The sequence below is a fragment of the Flavobacterium denitrificans DSM 15936 genome, from assembly GCF_000425445.1.
GTDB classification, from domain to species: Bacteria; Bacteroidota; Bacteroidia; order Flavobacteriales; family Flavobacteriaceae; genus Flavobacterium; species Flavobacterium denitrificans.
This window is the reverse complement of the sequence record NZ_KE384378.1, coordinates 581,488-598,666: the sequence shown is the minus strand read 5'-3', so window position 1 is coordinate 598,666 and position 17,179 is coordinate 581,488. Positions and strand designations below refer to the sequence as shown.

Annotated in this window: 19 protein-coding genes; 1 reads left to right on the top strand and 18 read right to left on the bottom strand. The window is 33.7% G+C overall.

The annotated features are described in order from the left end of the window. Positions 1-142: 142 nt before the first annotated feature. The 8 genes from H600_RS0119200 to H600_RS0119165 all read right to left on the bottom strand — a co-directional run bounded on the left by H600_RS0119200 (position 143) and on the right by H600_RS0119165 (position 5,745). The gene (locus H600_RS0119200; RefSeq protein WP_026730314.1) at positions 143-1,246 is read right to left on the bottom strand and encodes an MBL fold metallo-hydrolase; all 1,104 of its coding nucleotides are present in this window, start codon (positions 1,244-1,246) and stop codon (positions 143-145) included. A gap of 2 nt (positions 1,247-1,248) precedes the next feature. Next, entirely contained in the window at positions 1,249-1,671 is a 423-nt protein-coding gene (locus H600_RS0119195; protein ID WP_026730313.1) for a DUF1801 domain-containing protein, read from the bottom strand. 6 nt (positions 1,672-1,677) lie between these two features. Further along, the gene (locus H600_RS0119190; RefSeq protein ID WP_245176603.1) at positions 1,678-2,676 is read right to left on the bottom strand and encodes a serine hydrolase domain-containing protein; all 999 of its coding nucleotides are present in this window, start codon (positions 2,674-2,676) and stop codon (positions 1,678-1,680) included. 126 nt (positions 2,677-2,802) lie between these two features. Next, on the bottom strand, positions 2,803-3,171 hold the full coding sequence (locus tag H600_RS0119185; RefSeq protein ID WP_026730311.1) for a nuclear transport factor 2 family protein: 369 nt from the start codon (positions 3,169-3,171) through the stop codon (positions 2,803-2,805). 185 nt (positions 3,172-3,356) lie between these two features. Continuing rightward, the gene (locus tag H600_RS0119180) at positions 3,357-3,788 is read right to left on the bottom strand and encodes a hypothetical protein (RefSeq protein WP_026730310.1); all 432 of its coding nucleotides are present in this window, start codon (positions 3,786-3,788) and stop codon (positions 3,357-3,359) included. 35 nt (positions 3,789-3,823) lie between these two features. Beyond that, the gene (locus tag H600_RS0119175) at positions 3,824-4,309 is read right to left on the bottom strand and encodes an SRPBCC family protein (RefSeq protein ID WP_026730309.1); all 486 of its coding nucleotides are present in this window, start codon (positions 4,307-4,309) and stop codon (positions 3,824-3,826) included. Between the two features lie 206 nt (positions 4,310-4,515). Next, positions 4,516-5,115, bottom strand: coding sequence for a hypothetical protein (locus H600_RS0119170; protein WP_026730308.1), 600 nt, complete (start codon positions 5,113-5,115; stop codon positions 4,516-4,518). 42 nt (positions 5,116-5,157) lie between these two features. Further along, positions 5,158-5,745 carry an NAD(P)H-dependent oxidoreductase gene (locus tag H600_RS0119165; RefSeq protein WP_026730307.1) on the bottom strand — a complete coding sequence of 196 codons (588 nt, stop codon included), beginning with the start codon at positions 5,743-5,745 and terminating at the stop codon, positions 5,158-5,160. A 108-nt stretch (positions 5,746-5,853) separates the two neighbouring features. Between H600_RS0119165 and H600_RS0119160 the strand changes: the two genes are divergently transcribed. Then, positions 5,854-8,361, top strand: coding sequence for a M14 family zinc carboxypeptidase (locus tag H600_RS0119160; protein ID WP_026730306.1), 2,508 nt, complete (start codon positions 5,854-5,856; stop codon positions 8,359-8,361). A gap of 60 nt (positions 8,362-8,421) precedes the next feature. On the opposite strand, the gene H600_RS0119155 is transcribed toward H600_RS0119160, so the two are convergent. From H600_RS0119155 to truA, 10 genes are all read right to left on the bottom strand, one after another. Then, positions 8,422-8,811 carry a hypothetical protein gene (locus H600_RS0119155; protein WP_026730305.1) on the bottom strand — a complete coding sequence of 130 codons (390 nt, stop codon included), beginning with the start codon at positions 8,809-8,811 and terminating at the stop codon, positions 8,422-8,424. A 121-nt stretch (positions 8,812-8,932) separates the two neighbouring features. Next, positions 8,933-9,379 (bottom strand): GNAT family N-acetyltransferase, encoded by a 447-nt coding sequence (locus H600_RS0119150; protein WP_026730304.1) that lies wholly within the window; start codon positions 9,377-9,379, stop codon positions 8,933-8,935. A 4-nt stretch (positions 9,380-9,383) separates the two neighbouring features. Beyond that, on the bottom strand, positions 9,384-10,064 hold the full coding sequence (locus H600_RS0119145) for a DUF4919 domain-containing protein (protein ID WP_026730303.1): 681 nt from the start codon (positions 10,062-10,064) through the stop codon (positions 9,384-9,386). Positions 10,065-10,130: 66 nt separating this feature from the next. Further along, positions 10,131-10,505 carry a YdeI/OmpD-associated family protein gene (locus H600_RS0119140; protein ID WP_026730302.1) on the bottom strand — a complete coding sequence of 125 codons (375 nt, stop codon included), beginning with the start codon at positions 10,503-10,505 and terminating at the stop codon, positions 10,131-10,133. Positions 10,506-10,616: 111 nt separating this feature from the next. Continuing rightward, complete coding sequence (locus H600_RS0119135) at positions 10,617-11,351, bottom strand: DUF2625 domain-containing protein (RefSeq protein ID WP_026730301.1); 735 nt, start codon at positions 11,349-11,351, stop codon at positions 10,617-10,619. A gap of 26 nt (positions 11,352-11,377) precedes the next feature. After that, positions 11,378-11,767 carry a DUF1801 domain-containing protein gene (locus tag H600_RS0119130; protein WP_026730300.1) on the bottom strand — a complete coding sequence of 130 codons (390 nt, stop codon included), beginning with the start codon at positions 11,765-11,767 and terminating at the stop codon, positions 11,378-11,380. Between the two features lie 192 nt (positions 11,768-11,959). Continuing rightward, positions 11,960-13,348 carry a dihydrolipoyl dehydrogenase gene (gene lpdA / locus H600_RS0119125; RefSeq protein ID WP_035108757.1) on the bottom strand — a complete coding sequence of 463 codons (1,389 nt, stop codon included), beginning with the start codon at positions 13,346-13,348 and terminating at the stop codon, positions 11,960-11,962. Positions 13,349-13,609: 261 nt separating this feature from the next. Beyond that, entirely contained in the window at positions 13,610-14,194 is a 585-nt protein-coding gene (locus H600_RS0119120; RefSeq protein ID WP_026730298.1) for an NUMOD4 domain-containing protein, read from the bottom strand. Positions 14,195-14,338: 144 nt separating this feature from the next. Next, on the bottom strand, positions 14,339-16,093 hold the full coding sequence (locus tag H600_RS0119115) for an ABC transporter ATP-binding protein (RefSeq protein WP_026730297.1): 1,755 nt from the start codon (positions 16,091-16,093) through the stop codon (positions 14,339-14,341). 141 nt (positions 16,094-16,234) lie between these two features. Continuing rightward, positions 16,235-16,981 carry a tRNA pseudouridine(38-40) synthase TruA gene (gene truA, locus H600_RS0119105; RefSeq protein WP_026730296.1) on the bottom strand — a complete coding sequence of 249 codons (747 nt, stop codon included), beginning with the start codon at positions 16,979-16,981 and terminating at the stop codon, positions 16,235-16,237. Positions 16,982-17,179 lie beyond the last annotated feature (198 nt).

Genomic DNA, 17,179 nt, shown 5'->3' with positions numbered 1-17,179 from the left:
ATTTTATTCTAGCTATATTCTCAGACTGAGTGAGGTCGAAGTCCGGTTTAGTGAGGACAAAATTCAACTTTGTGCCTTTCGACTTCGCTCAGTAGATATTTGGGCGTTTACTTTTCAAGTTCAGACATTTCCCATCTCACAATTAATTTATGTTTTCCCACCACGCTGAAAATTGCTGTTTTTCGTTTTTTAATTCGACTATTTCTCCAATCATTGGCGTAATCAATGGAATAGGGTTTTTAGAAAAACTATTTAATTCGGTAACTTTTTTCAAAGGTTCGTCCCAAGAATGCAGTGATAATGCAAATTTTGAAGAATGAACCGGAAAAGCTCTTTTTGCGTTTAGGTCGTTCATCGCTTGAATAACATCTTCGGGCATATTGTGAATGTATTTCCAATTTTTGTTGTATTGACCATTGTCAAGCAAGACGATATCAAAAATTCCGAATTTTTTGCCGATTTCTGCAAAGTGAATATCGTAACCGCTGTCTCCCCCAAGATACATTCTGAAATCTGTGGTTTCCAAAATAAAAGAAGTCCAAAGCGTATTGCAACGTTTGAAAGATCTGCCCGAAAAATGCCTTGATGGTGCTGTGTAAAGTGTCAAATTTTGATCTAACTCTATTTTTTCGTTCCAATCTTTTTCGATGATAATTTCAGGATTAAAGCCCCAAAATTCAAAATGAGAACCAACACCGAGTGCTGTAATTACTTTTTTGATTTTCGGCTTTAATTCCAGAATCGTTTTATAATCCAAATGATCATAGTGATCGTGTGTCATCAATAAATAATCAATTTCCGGAAGATCATCAACAGAGTAAATATCTGTTCCTTTAAATGATTTTGTAGTTCCCGGAATTGGCGAGGCGTTTCCGCTGAAAACAGGATCAATCAAAAAACGTTTTCCTTCAAGTTGAATAAAATAGGAGGAATGTCCAAACCAAACCAAAACATCTTCGCTCAGTGGAAGCTCTTTTAAATTAGTCTTTACAGACGGAATCAAATCGGTCGGAGATTTTCGATCTACTTTTTTGAAGAAAAATTCCAGTAGTACTCCCGTCATACTCGCTCCCTCAGCAAGATCTGGAGTAAAACTTTGATTTTCGAATTTTCCGTTTTTGTATTGTGGCGATTTCTGAATTAAAGCCAATCGCTCGCCAGATGGCGCTTTCCCAAATTTTGGATGTTTTAGAAATCTATAAACAGCAAAAAAAAGTAAAAGTATAAGGATTAAGAATGTAATCATTTTTAATTTGAGGGATATAATTTTTGAGTGTATTCAATAGAAAGTAAAATTATCTTTTTTAAGATTTCTATGTCGATATCGGTTAATTTTTTAATGTAAATACAAGCTTTCGAAGATGTATGTTTTCCAAGTTTTGATAAAAGTTCTTCTCTATTTTCTTCAGGCAGATAAAAATACACAGTCATTGCGGTTTTTCTTGGTGAAAAACCTGCTAATGGCGCATCTCCTTCATGTCCGCTGTCATATTTATAATGATAACTTCCGAAACCAATAATACTCGGTCCCCACATTTTAGGTTCAAAACCAGTTAATTCCTGTATTATTGAAAGAAGTTGAAAAGCGTCTTTTCTTTTTGTTTCATTTTCGACAGTATTTATAAAATCAGCAACACTGTTTGTGGTTTCGGTGGTTTTATTGACAGCCATTTGAGTTTATTTTTTATTTAATAAATCACTTTTTAAAAGAATATTTTTGATTTTAAATTCAGATATGTAAAACAAATTAGAATCGTCATTCATCTGATTTTCTAAAACAATCAGACTAATATCACTTTCAGGGAAGTATAAATTTACTGAAGAAAACCCATCACCCAAACCTGTGTGTCCAAGATATTTAACAGGTTCTTTTTCAATAATTCTAATTCCGTAACCGTAACCTTCTTTTTCTTTTCCGAATAAATTATGTTGCGAAAGTGTTGTGTATTTCAACATTTTCTGATAAGATGCAGGTTTTAAAATTTTTCCTTTATGAAGATTATTGTTCCAAATAGTTAAATCAGTTACGGTTGAAATAATGCCGTCTGCTCCAAGGCTTTCTGGCGTAATATAATCATCATGAGTGATTTCGAAAGTGTTATTCTTATTGATATAACCAGAAACTAAATTTTGATTTTTACCTTTAGAATAGACATAGGTGTTTTTCATTTTTAGTTTCGAAAAAAGCGCGGTAGCCACTTCAGTGTAACTTTTTTTGGTACTAAATTCTACGATTTTCCCTAGAAGACTGAAATTTAAATTTCCGTATTTAAACTGAGTTCCGGGTTTAAATGCCAATGGTTTGTCTAAACCGACAATTCCGTGAGTATGATTTAAAAGCTGATGAACCGTTACAGAATCTGCCCAAGTTTGTTTTAATTCAGGTAAATAATTTTTGATTGGAGCATTGAGATCTATTTTTCCTTTTTCAACTTCCAATAAAATCAAAACAGCCGTAATTTGTTTGCTGTTTGACATGATTTCGAATTCACTGTTTAATTTCAAAGTTTTTTTGGTTTCAAAATTCGAAAAACCTTTTACTTTAGAATACAATGTTTTTCCGTTTTTTGAAATCAAAATTGCACCATTAAAAATGGGAGAATTGGTGTTTATTATTAAACTGTCAATTTTAGCAGAATAATTATTTTCTTTTTGAGCGAAGGAATTACAGCTCAAAAAAAGAAAAATTAAAGACAATATTGAAAGTGTTTTGGATAAAAAGGTCATTTTTAGGCTTTTGTATTTTTTAGTTTTCGGTCTTTGGAAATAATTTATAATTAACAATTCACCATTAACAATTAGTTAAAACATTCCGTTTTCGTTAATAGTTTCAGTAGGAATTGGCTGTCCTAAATCCCAAAGTTCAATTATTTTGTCGTCTTTAAATTTTAAAATATGAACTACAGCAAAACCAATATCTTTTGAATTTTGCTGTAAATGAGAATGCACAGCTACGAGATTTTCATCTTCCAAAATATGATGAATTTTGAAAATCTTATTTGGATTTGTTCTTGCAGATTCTTCCATTGCAAGCATTAAAGTATCGGCATCGCCTTTAAAATAAGCGTTGTGATGTTTGAATTTTTTGCCAACATGCAAACGAAAAGCTTCATGCGAGTGTCCGTTTGCGGCAAGTTTTAGAAAGTTTCGAGCAATTTCTTTCTTAGTCATGATTTTCAGATATAAAAACGAACTAAGTTACGAAATTTGAAAGGACATTTTTTAACAATTAAGTGGTAAGTTTTATAAATTTTCCAGTTTGATTTCTAAAAGATTGATGTCTAATTTTGCGAATTCTTTCTGGCTAATTTCAGTACTATTAAAATGGTTGTCTGACGGACTTTTTTGATGATTGGTCACTCTTTTTTTTGAATTTTTCCTTTATGACAAAGTAATTTCAACGCCAGATATGCCATTGGAATATAAGCAAAAACCAAATCGACAATCGTAAACCAAACCGGCGATGGCAATGAGCAAACACTTACAATACCACCAAATAAAAAGAATGCGCCAATCAACAGCGCAAGTTTCTTTTTATGATTAAAAGCTAGTAATGCAGTCGTGATTGCACCAACAAATGTTCCGATAGCGTGTGCTAAAAACGGAAAAAGATAATGTTTGGCTTCAAACAAATGCATTGTTGATTTAAGACTTTCCATTGTACGATTGTCGGCGCCTTCTGGAAGCGGAATAATAGAACCACTTAATAAAACTATACTCATATTGACAATACTTCCAACAACGATTCCGGCAAGGACTGCCAGAGTATTTTTTACAATGGGGTTCATATAATTAGGATTTTTAGAATCACTAATTTATAAAATTATTTTGAAGATAGCCTTTTTTCGTTTTCAGTTTGTGGTTTTCCGGTAGCATTTGGCTCGCCTTTTCCAGTTTCAATTAGTTTTTTAAGACTGTTTTGAATGTAGTTTGTCCAGGCGCCTCTGCAAATTTCAAAGCATTCATATTCGGAGGTTAAGCCAAAATGAGTGAATTTGAGCTCTGTTTTTCCATTTTTTTCAGTTATTTCAAAGGTGGGTTTAGTGCCAGTCCATTCGGTTTCATCTTCTGTAAATTTGAAATAGTTTTGTTCAACTAACCAACCAATTTTCTGATTCGAAATAACTTCAATCAATTTTACTTTGCAACGATGAACATCTTCATAATGATAATCAAATTCATCATTCAGCTTGGCTGTATTTCCTTCTATTTCTTCAGACCACCAGCCTCGGACATTTGTTACAGCATTAAAAACTGCCGCTGGTGATTGATCTACTTTTATGGTTGTGGTAAAATCTGTAGTACTCATTTTGAATAATTTAAAGGGTTGTATTGCAAATTTACGCTCTAATAATCAAAATGTTAGGGTGTTTAAGAGACAAAAGAAAGGGGAGTTTCAGACAAGTTTTGAAAATTTATTTAAACTGGACTGAAGTCCAGCTCTACAATATGGTTTGTTCCTTCGGAACGATAGAAGAGCCTTCGGCTCGATTTATATTGTAGGGCTGCTGGACTTTAGTCCGGTTTATTTGTTTTCCCAGAAAGCCATAATTCAAATTCGTCGGTTTTTATACTTTCAAATTTCTTCGGAATCATAAATAGAAAAATTATAGCCAAAAGTTGCAATATCTGCTGTCCAAGGCTTAAAAGTCCGTTTAAAGGAAAATAGGTTAAGTCAGAAATTAAAGTCGGAATAGAAACAAGTAATCCAAGCGCAAACAGTATCAATAATAAAATTTTTAAATCACGTCCTTGACGAATTAAATATCCTAGAATTCCAACAAAAATGAAAGCCACAACTGCTGAAAAAATGGATTGGTTTGGGTAATATTTTAGCGCTAAAACGAAATTTACCAGTCCCATAGCTATTGAAATAAAAATAAAATTTGAGGATTTTATATGGTTTTCATGTATTGGACGTATTTTTTTCTCTTCGGTTTTGTTTATCAATTTATGGATTGAATCTATTTCTTCTTGAGAAAAAACTCTTCCTCTTGTTTTGAGAATTTCGAATGCAAATTTTGTGGCTTGCGGTACATATCTCGTTTCAGGCTTAATGTATTGTTCTAATTCTTTATCTGTTTTTTGTTCTAACACTTTTTTTTGTACTGCCATATTAAATCGAAATTGTTTTTTTGAGTTCCAAAGTAATTAAATTTAATTAGAAAGATTACTTACAATTTTCTCAATCTGCAAAAAGTGATTCTCCATTACTTTTTCTAATTCTAAAGTTCCCCCTAGAATCAGCATTTCTTTATTTTCAAAACGTTTTCCTAGTCGGTCTTCGAGCATTATTTTTTCCATGCTTTGCGCAATTCCAATTTCGTCCAAAAAATGGTTTGGATGTCCGGCAGTGCAAATTGCAATTCCGTGCGGAATAGTTTTCATTTTCGGAAAAGATTCAGTCTGTCCATAAGCATATCCAACCGAATAAACACGATCAAACCAGCCTTTTAGTTTTGCCGGACAATCGCTCCACCAAACCGGATAAAGGAAAATTAGGCAATCGGCATTTTCGATTTTTTTATGTTCAGCCAAAACATCTTCAGCAATAGGAAGATCGAGTTTTGCAAAACCTTCTCTTTCATATTCTTCTTCAGACATATCGCTTTCAAAATTTGAAGCATATAAATCTGAAATTTCGAGATTCCAGTTTTGCTTCAAAATAGCAGATTTTAATCTTTCCAGAACCTGAAAAGTATACGATTTTTTGCTTGGATGCGCATAAATGATTAGAATATTCATCTGGATTAATTTATTTTGAAAGTTAATAAATCAATTAAAATTTAGATCGCTTTTTCGATTATATAAAGTTAATTCTTATTTTTAACCAACTACAAACCATTTCCAATTATGACAAAAAACTTTTACGCGGCATTATTTTTTGTAGCGGCTTCAATTTCTGCTTTGGCGCAATTAAAATCGCCTTCAGAGTTTATTCCAAATTATGGAAAACAAATAAGTTACTACCATCAAGTCGAGGATTATTTTAAATATCTGACTGAAAATTCAGCCTCAATTAAAAAACAGCAATACGGATTAACAAACGAACAACGTGATTTGAATTTATATTTCATTTCGGATGCTGACAATCTGAAAAATCTGGAGCAAATCCGTTTAAATAATTTAGCTTCAATTGGACTTTCAGACTCGAAATCGGCTACGGCACAAGATAAAATTATTGTTTGGTTGAGTTTCAACGTTCACGGAAATGAATTTGCCGGGACAGAAAGCGCATTGACCGTTGCCTATGAACTTTTGAATCCAACAAATGAGGAAACCAAAAAGTGGCTTAAAAATACAGTTGTAATTCTGGATCCATGCATCAATCCTGACGGATATTCACGTTATGGAAATTGGCTTAGAGAAATTTCAGGAAAGAAGAATCATCCAGGTTTGTATGACAGAGAACACATGGAAGAATGGCCAGGTGGAAGATACAATCATTATCTTTTTGATTTAAATCGTGATTGGGCTTGGCAAACGCAAGCCGAATCGCAACAGCGTATAAAAGTGTATAACCAATGGATGCCTCACGTACATACTGATGTGCATGAAATGAGTTATAATTCGCCATACTTTTTTCCGCCGGCAGCAGAACCTTTGCATGAATTCATAGAGCAATATCAAAAAGATTTTCATAATGTTTTAGGGAAAAATATTTCACAGAAATTCGACAAGCAAAACTGGATGTACAATACCAGAGAACGTTTTGATTTGTTTTATCCAAGTTATGGCGATACGTACCCAACTTATAACGGAGCAGTTGGTTTGACGCTTGAACAAGGCGGTATAGGAGCAGGACGTGAAGTTACAATGGAAAATGGGGCAAACGTAACTATAAAAGATCGCTTGACACATCATTCCGCAGCAGTATTGACAGTTGTAGAAAGTGCGGCTTCGCAAAAAGAGATACTGTTGAAAGGTTTTAGAGATTTTCATGCAAATGCACGCAAAAAAGCAAAGGGCGTTTACAATACTTATGTTTTAAAAAGCAATGCAAAACTGGAACAACTAACTGAGATGTTGAAAAAAAATGATATCGAATTCACTTATGCAGATGCTTCTTCGAGTGCTTCTGGATTTCATTATCAAACCAAAAAAAATGAAAGTTTCAAGATTGAGCCCAACGATTTAATCATAAAAGCAGATCAGCCAAGATCAGTTTTGACGCAGGTTTTATTTGAGCCGAATCAAAAATTGAACGACAGTTTGTCATATGATATTACTGCTTGGGCGTTGCCATTGGCTTACGGAATTGAAGGTTATGCAGTAAAAAATGTACTTTCTGTAAAAACAAAAACTCAAATTGAAATTGCTCCAAAAAATATTCCGGCAAGTGTTTATGCTTTTTATGTGCCTTGGAATAGCAGGACTTCGGGACAAATTCTTTCGTTGTTGCATCAAGCAAATGTAAAAGTGCGTTCAGCAATGAAAAAAGCAGTTTTTGGAACAATCACAATCGAACCAGGCGGATTGATTATTAGTCGTGCAGATAATCCGAAAATAGCTGATTTTGAAAAAACTGTTAATGAAATCATCAAAATCAAGTCTGATTATAGTTTTATAACGACTGGATTTTCAACTAATTCAAAAGATATCGGTGGAGAAAATTTTGTTCTTTTAAAAGCGCCAAAAATCTTGATGCTTTCTGGAAAAGGAATTGTTTCGACGGAGTTTGGCGCCAATTGGCATTATTTGGACGAAGTGATAAAATATCCTGTGAGCATAGTTGAAACAAGCAATTTCAATCGCGTTAAATTATACAATTACAATACGTTGATACTTTCGGACGGTTCTTATGATTTCTCAGAAGATCAGAAAAAACAAATCGATGATTGGATTAAAAATGGAGGAAAAGTAATCGCGATGAGCAGTGCAATTTCATTATTTCAAGATCGTGAGGGTTATGCTTTGAGTCAGTTTGCAAGTAAAGAAGACAAAGAAAAATCGGAAAAAGAAGAAAAAGAAATCGAGCTTAAAAAACGTTTTTTAGACTTTGAGGGATCAGAGCGACGAGAAATTTCAGGTACAATTCCGGGCGCAATTATCGAGAATAAACTAGACAAAACATACCCAATGGCTTTTGGTTTAGGAAACACGTATTACAGCTTAAAAACCAACGAAAGATCATTTTCACTTTTAAAAAGTGCAATCAATGTTGCTTATATTCCGAAAAACTTTTTGAGTTATGGTTTTGTTGGAAACGACATCAAGAAAAAACTTCCAGAAACCGTGACTTTTGCAGTTGATAAAAAAGGCGACGGAAGCGTGATTTACATGATGGATAATCCGCTTTTTAGAGGTTTTTGGGAAAACGGGATTCTCTTGTTCAGCAATGCACTGTTTTTAGTCAACTAATAAAAAATGCTCTTCAGAAATTTTTGAAGAGCATTTTTTTATTTATAAAACTGCAGAGACTTATTGTCGTACAAAAGTCAACATTGGGCCTTCTGTATAGGACTGGTTTAATGACATTTTACCAGTAGACGATATATAGTAAGTCCATATTGCACCATCGATAATAACTAGTGGAATTTTTTTTTCACCAAGCTTAAAACTTCCGGATAAATAACCAACTTTATATTGGTATTGATGGTTTTTTATTACTCCATCGGTATTAATCGTTAAGTTCGATTTGGTATCAAATTGGTAAATAACGTTTTTGTTGGAATAATCCTCAAATCCTTTATCTAAACTACTTGCGGTGACTAGTTTCCAATTTCCTGCAACTGGGTTTGTATCATCGTCATCACTATTACAACCTACAAAAGCAAAAAGAATGAAAAGAAGGGTAAAAGTTTTTTTCATCGGTTAAAATTTATTGGTTTTATTAAGAGATGATGTTTTTGCTAAAAGGTTGCGTTTCAATGTTTTGTTTTTTGTCAATAGATGATTCAGGGGTGTCTATTTGCGAGCTTTGTAATTTTGATTAGTGAATGTTTTCTAGCAATTCAAATAAAATATAAGTTCCGTGTTCTGAGTTCCCTCTTTCTTTTTCGATAAAACCCTTTCTTTTGTAAAAATGAATGGCTTTGGTGTTTTTTTCTAAACACTTCAATGTGATCGGAAATGCTGTTTTTTTAATGGAGGCTTTTAATAATTCAGTTCCAATACTTTTTCCGTGATAGTGATGATCGACATATAAATGATGAATAAAATTGTTAGGCATCCAGATGGAAATGAACCCAACAATTTTGGTGTTATAAAATGCAGTCAAAATGAATTCGCCCTGAGTCAGCTTTTCAAAATCATCTAATTGAAATTCCGATTGATCGAGCCATGAAAATGTTCTTCGTCTTTCTTCTAAAAATAATTTTTTCAAAGCGTCGTAATCGCTGTTTCTGATTTCAATTATTTTTAATTCTGTTTTCGGCATCTATTTAGTGCAATGATTTTCTTTCGTTTTCTAGCATTTTTTCAATGTTGAAATAAACGCCATCAACTTTGTATTTTCCTTTTTCAAAGCTAAGATAGTCACAATTGCCAACCAAAGATTGTCCTTTTGATTCGATCTCAAAAAGGTTCAAGATAATATATTCATGTTCGACCAATAAAACATGAAAACCAGTTTCACATTTTTTGCCATCACCAGAAGCTAAAATGGCATTCATGATATTGTGAAATTTGTATGAAGTTATTTTAGCAGCTTCTACATCGCCTTTTAGATGATAAATATACGCCAGATAATTAAGCTGTTTTAAATCAAAGGGAAAATCAACAAGCGTGTGATTGGCTAGTTTGATAATTTCATCGTAATCAGCTGTATTTAGTTTTTCTTTGTTGTAATATTCGTTAAGTTTTGTTTCGTCTGGAGATGACCAAAAAGCATTGTATTTTGGCTGAAATACATACCCAAAGTACAAATGATGAAATTCATCAGGTGTCATGAGTGTATCGTTTTTAGCAAATCGATCCATTAGATTTGGATAATAAAATGCCGATTTTTTATCCTGAATTTCTTTTTCAATTTGTTTGTAATCGGGAGCTTTGAATTCAAGTTCTTGCGAAAAAGCGATAAAGTTAATTAGTAAAGAAACAAACAGTACAATTTTTCTAATCATGGTTTTAGAATTTAGTTAGTTGCTATTTTGGATTTATTTTGAGCTTAAAATTATACCAATTACTTCTTAATCTGTAATCCATTTTCCTTGCTGTTTGGCAATATCAATTAATTTTTGCCCATGTTCCGTCATTAAATTTTGCGCAATAAGTCTTTCTGCTCGTTCAATATTAGGTTTGCTCCATTTACTGGTTTTTGGGTTTCGGGGAGAAAATGTCAAATAATAGCTTTCTGCATCACGTTTTTTGCAAAGACTGTCAATCCATCCATAGCAAAGAGCTTCTTCAGTAGCTTCAATTAAATTGATGCTTGGTGTTTTGCTGTTTTTTTTATATAAAATAAGCCAAACCGATTTTTCGATTTGACTATTTGTTTCGAGCCAATTGCGCCAATCTTGTCTAGTGGCGGCATAAAAGGCTAATTTTCCATCTTTAGTTTCCATAATTTAATTTTATTCCAAAAATAAAATCACCTTCTGACAACCTTATGTCAGTAGTAAAAATAATATTAAAAAACTGAAAATTAAAGAATTGTGTTATTTATTTGAAATGATTTACATTCCCATTTGTTTTCTCAATGCAGTGTTCAGGCTGTATTGTTCTTCAATAGGAATTATTTTTCTGCTTACTTTGTTGATGTCGCTTCCTTCCTCAGTCCATAAAAAAGGATAAAAATTAAAAACTTGATCGCCTTTTAATCCAGCAACTTCATCTTTCCATTTGTCCCATCTGCTTCCTTCATAATATTTATTTAAATCGTTGTTGAAGCAAAAATCCAAAAATTGAGGATAATTAATGTCAAGAGGTTCAAATTGCAAATTGTCTGGCGAAAAATAATATATTTTACCAACATCAGTTCCAAGTGCACCACTGTTTAAAATATAAAATCCGCCTAAAGCGTCATCTGCAATTAATAAATAGCCGGGAACTTCGCCAAACTCTTTGAAAGATTTTCCTTTGTTCCAATCCGGAAGACTGCGGTTTAGCTTTGCGCTTCCAGAACCTAATATTCTGATCCACCCGCTATCGACTAGAATGCCGCCTGTTTTGTAAACAACGGCACCCATTGTGGTATTTGTATTTATTTGGGTATGATACAATGCATCATTTGCTTTTTGAGAATCAGCAGGAAGGATTTCTATTTTGTTTTTTGCAGTTCCTGCCATTTCTTTAACCGATTTCCAGCCAGAATCGTTTTTGTCTATAAGTTCGTTTAATGGACGCATTTTTGTTTGTGAAAAACTTGTAGAAGTAATAATAATTAAGGCGATTAGGGGTAAAAATTTCATTTTAAGTTTTAGTTGTTTTTGGGTTGTTATTTGAGTCGAAGTAAGACTCCTTTTCGTTTGACAATATTTTTATAATCCCACTGAATTTCTGTGCCTTTTTCGAGCCATCTTTTCAGGTCTTCATTATTGATTTGATCGACGTTTGTATAGCGCATTTCGGCGGCTTTGAATGAACCTTCATTATGTAGTTTTTCTTCTTCAAAAGATTGTCCGCTCCAAAAAAGCAATCTTACAGAACCTTTTAGCTTGCTGTAGCCCACAATTGGATTTCCTTCTAAAAACCAAACGGGATGCGCATGCCATATTTTGTTTTCGGCATCCCGCATATTTTCATCAATTATCATTGCTAATCGATCGCAAATTTCTTTGTCAGAACTGCTTTGTGAATTGTTATAATCTTGAATGGCTGTATTCATAACGTAGATTTTATTAAACACCATTTTTTTGAATGCTAAAGCTGAAATTAGGATTTAAAAATGCATCTCAGCATTTGCTAAATTAAGCTTTTTAAAGCAAAAAAATCCGATCTGTTTGCACAAATCGGATTTTATAAATTGAAAAATTATATATAACTCCGCAAAGACATTTAAGCCTTTACATTGTATATTTTACAAGTGAATTACTTCGCCGTAAGCATCAGCAACAGCTTCCATAACAGCCTCACTCATAGTAGGGTGAGGGTGGATAGATTTAAGGATTTCGTGGCCAGTAGTTTCTAGTTTACGAGCTACAACTGCCTCAGCAATCATATCTGTAACACCAGCACCAATCATGTGGCATCCTAACCATTCTCCATATTTAGCATCAAAGATTACTTTTACGAATCCGTCAGCATTTCCAGCAGCTTTAGCTTTTCCAGAAGCTGAGAATGGGAATTTACCAATTTTTAATTCGTAGCCTTTTTCTTTAGCTTGTTTTTCAGTTAAACCAACAGAAGCAATTTCTGGAGTTGCATACGTACAACCTGGAACGTTTCCGTAATTGATTGGATCTACATGCATACCAGCGATTTTTTCAACACAGTTGATTCCTTCAGCAGAAGCAACGTGCGCTAAAGCTTGACCTGGAGTAACATCACCAATTGCATAGTATCCAGGAATATTCGTTGCGTTGTAAGCATTAACTAAGATTTTATCTCTATCAACAGCGATTCCAACTTCTTCTAAACCAATATTTTCAATGTTTGTTTTGATTCCAACCGCAGAAAGTACAATGTCAGCTTCTAGAACTTCTTCTCCTTTTGCCGTTTTAACAAAAGCTTTAACTCCTGCACCTGTTGTGTCAATACGCTCAACAGAAGAATTAGTCATCACTTTGATTCCTGATTTTTTCAAAGAACGCTCAAATTGTTTAGAGATATCTTCGTCTTCTACAGGAACTACGTTTGGCATAAATTCTACGATAGTAACATCAGTTCCCATAGAGTTATAGAAATGAGCGAACTCAACTCCAATTGCTCCAGAACCAACAATAATCATAGATTTTGGCTGAGTTGGCAAAGTCATTGCCTGACGGTATCCAATTACTTTTACACCATCTTGAGGTAAGTTTGGCAATTCGCGAGAACGAGCACCAGTTGCGATGATAATGTGATCAGCGCTATATTCAGTAACTTTATTGTCTTTGTCTGTAACGTCTAGTTTTTTTCCTGGTTTTAGTTTTCCAAAACCTTCGATAACGTCAATCTTGTTTTTTTTCATCAAGAACTGAACTCCTTTGCTCATTCCTTCTGCTACACCACGGCTACGTTGAATAACTGCTGGGAAATCTTTATCGAATTCAGAAACTTTTAATCCGTAATCAGAAGCGTGTTTAAGGTAATCAAAAACCTGAGCTGATTTCAATAATGCTTTTGTTGGGATACAGCCCCAGTTCAAACATACACCTCCTAGGTTTTCTTTTTCAACTACAGCTACTTTAAAGCCTAATTGAGAAGCTCTAATTGCTGTTACATAGCCACCAGGACCACTTCCTAAAACAATAACGTCGTATTTCATTTTTTTGGTTTTTAGTATTTATTACCGAAAATGAGAAGTATAATTCCGAAACTCATTTGTCGATTTTCTTTTTTTGTTATTTGTGATTGCGAATTTAAGGATTTATTTTAAAAAATAGTAAGTTGTAAAAAGGTAAAATGTGAAAATGTGAAAAAGTAAGATCTAAATTGGAAGAGATTTAAAAAATAAAAGGTAAAATGTGAAATTTTGATTCAAATAATCTAACATTTCACATTTTACCTTTCACCTTTTCCATGAAAATTAAACCTTAACGTGTCCCCAGTTTTCACCGCTTGCAATTCTTCTAATCTGCATTTCGCTTACGCCAAATTGTTTAGCGATCATTTTCAAACGTGTTTTTTGTTCTGGTCTGGCTAAGATTTTTTTGATCAGCATCACTTTTGTAGTTGTGAGTTTTCTTCCGTCTGCTTTTAGATTGTGTTCAATCAAGTTCTTTTTCGCCTGAATCACACGTGGGCTTTTTCGGCTGTGTGCCATCATTTCTTCTTTGGTAGCCCATCGCAAATTGCTTGCATCATCGTTGCTTCGGTTGTAATCTAAATGGAGAACATACGTTTGATCTTCAGATTGTTTTGGGATAAAATATTGGGCAACTAATTTGTAGAGAAAAAGATATTTGTTGACAATTTTGTCATCTTTTTTAACTTTGAATCTAAAGGTTGGATAACCATCGCTTAAACCGCCTTTGAGAATTCTGCCGTTTTCAATTTCGTCGGTAAAACTGATTAATCGGCCTCGGTTTGAAATGGCATATTTAAGTTGTAATGAGGCGTTTATTTCTATTTCTTTGAACTGTTCGTCTGGATAAAATCTGTTTTGTGGCATTTTCTTTTACATTTGATTTCTACAATCTCAAAGATAAAGAATAAACCAAAAACGATATGTTAAAGACTTGGTGCTAAGAAGCAGTTTTATGATTTCTATAACGCTGATTTAACGTTTATAAATGTTTTTTTAGCATTTTGACACCTAATTTGCAACCGAAAATTGCGAATCATACAAGTTTTTGTAATAACCATCGTTTTTGTTAAGCAACTCTTGATGCGTTCCTTGCTCTACAATAAGTCCTTTATCCATTACTACAATTTTATCGGCATTTACAATTGTTGCCAATCGGTGTGCAATGATAATTGAAGTTCTTCCTTTGGTAATTGTTTCTGTCGCGCGCTGAATCAATTCTTCAGAATAGGTATCAATTGAAGAAGTCGCTTCATCCAAAATCAAAATACTCGGATTGCTCACATACGACCGCAAAAACGCAATCAATTGGCGCTGGCCGGAAGATAACATTACACCACGCTCCTTAACATCAAAATCATAATTATCAGGCAGACTCATAATAAAATCGTGAACGCCAATTTTCTTTGCGGCTTCAAGTACTTTTTCGCGCGTTATTTCTGGATTATGCAAAGTGATGTTATTGTAAATTGTATCGGCAAATAAAAACACATCTTGCAAAACCACGGCAATTTGTTTTCGTAAAGAAGCTAATGTGTAGTTTTCAATATTATGTCCATCGATATAAATTGTTCCGCTGTTAATTTCATAGAAACGATTCAGTAAATTGATAATTGTTGATTTTCCTGCTCCGGTAGAGCCAACAATTGCAATGGTTTGCCCCGAATTAACAGATAAATCAATTCCTTTAATAACTTCCTCTTCTGGAATATAACTAAAACGAACGTCTTTGAATTCAATGCTGCCGTTAAAATCGGGAGCTTCAATTGTTCCTGTATCTTGAATATGGTCTTGCGTGTCAATAATATCAAAAACACGATTGGCAGCAATCATTCCTAATTGCATCTCGTTGAATTTATCAGCAATTTGACGCAGCGGATTAAAGAGCATTCCGATGAACATCGTATAAGAGAATAAATCTCCAAATGTTGTAAAATGATCTCCATTCAAAATTTTAAATCCGCCAAAAACAACTACCAGACCTAAAGTGATCGACGAAATAATATCGGCAATTGGAAAAAAGATCGAGTTATATAAAATGGTTTTAATCCAAGCGACTCTATGTTTATCGTTGATTTCTCTAAATTTTTCAGCTTCAATTTTTTCTCGGTTAAAAAGCTGTACAATCTTCATTCCTGTCACACGTTCCTGAACAAAAGAGTTCATATTGGCAATCTGAGTACGGACTTCTTCAAAAGCAACTTGCATTTTGCGTTGAAAAATTCGGGTAACATAAACCAGAATTGGCATTGCTACAACCACAATCCATGTCAATTTCCAGTTCATGTAAAACATGAACAGCAAAACCACAAGCATTTTCATCAAATCACTAATAATCATAAAAAGTCCTTGACTGAAAATACGTGCAATAGACTCAATGTCTGAAACGGATCTAGTTACCAATTGTCCAACCGGAACCAAATCAAAATATTTCATTCTGAAACTTAAAATATGCTTGAAAAGTTTGGTGCGAATGTCTTTTACGATATCCTGTCCAAGCCAGTTGGCCCAATACACAAAGTAGAATTGAGAAAAAACTTCCATCAAAAGCACAAGTCCCATCAAGATAATATACATCAATAAGCCATACTTGTCGTGAGTTTTGATATAACCATCAACAGTTTGTTTTAGCAAATAAGGGCGAAGTGCCGCAAAAATCGACAGCGAAATAGCAAAAACAATTACGCCATAATAGCGCCATTTGTAAGGTTTGGTATATTTTAAAATTCGTTTGAATAAGCCGGTATCAAATGCTTTTGCTTTCATTTAGTATAAGGAGCTATTTCCTGCTTTCCGTTACAAGTTTTTCTCAAAAATATGTTTTTGTATTGTTTTTTATAAGAGCTTCCGTTGGTCGCTTTATAAAAAAACACAAAAACAATATTTTTTTCAAAAAAGCTTTTCACTTCAATCAGGGCTATTTATGTAATCGTAATTAATTTTGGTCAAATAAAGACCGTGTGCTGGAACTGAAAATCCAGCTTTTTCTCTGCTTTTACTGGCAATAATATTTTCAAAATCGGCCAAAGAAATTTTATGAAGACCAATATTGATTAATGTGCCTACAATGGCACGAACCATATTTCGTAAAAATCGGTTTGCTGAAATTGTGAAAATCAGTTTATTATTTTCATTTTTCCAATATGCCTCAAAAACCGTGCAATCAAAAGTGTTTACATCTGTATTGACTTTTGAAAAGCATTGAAAATCGGTATGCTTTAATAAAATTTTGGCAGCTTCATTCATCAAAGCTACATCTAATTTTTGACTTACATACCAGCTGAGTTCCTGCAAAAACGGATTTTTAACAGTATTGATGTGGTATTCGTACGTGCGTTTAGTGGCATCAAATCGGCAATGCGCATCATCATGTACCAATAAAATATCAAAAACAGCAATATCTTTTGGTAAAAATGAATTTAGCTTATGAACTAAAACGGAAACGTCTAAAGGATTTTCAACATCAAAATGCCCATACATTTCTGTTGCATGAACTCCAGTGTCTGTGCGTCCGGCACCCATAACATTTATAGGTGTATTTAGTAAAACCGAAAGCGCTTTGTTTAAAGTTTCCTGAACAGAAGGTGCGTTTGGCTGAAATTGCCATCCATTATAAGGTGTTCCGTTGTATGCAAATCGAATAAAATATCTCACTGTAGAGGTTCAAAGGTTCAGAGTGCCAAAGGTACAAAAAAAGTGGCTAAGGTTCTAAGATGCTAAGATGCTAAGGTTTTTTCTTTTTTAATATGCAAAGTTGCAAAGGCAAAAAGTTTTCATATGGTTTAATTGTAGAGATGCACTGTAGTGCATCTAACACTAGATTGGGCATTTTTTGTCAATTTAAAAAATGTG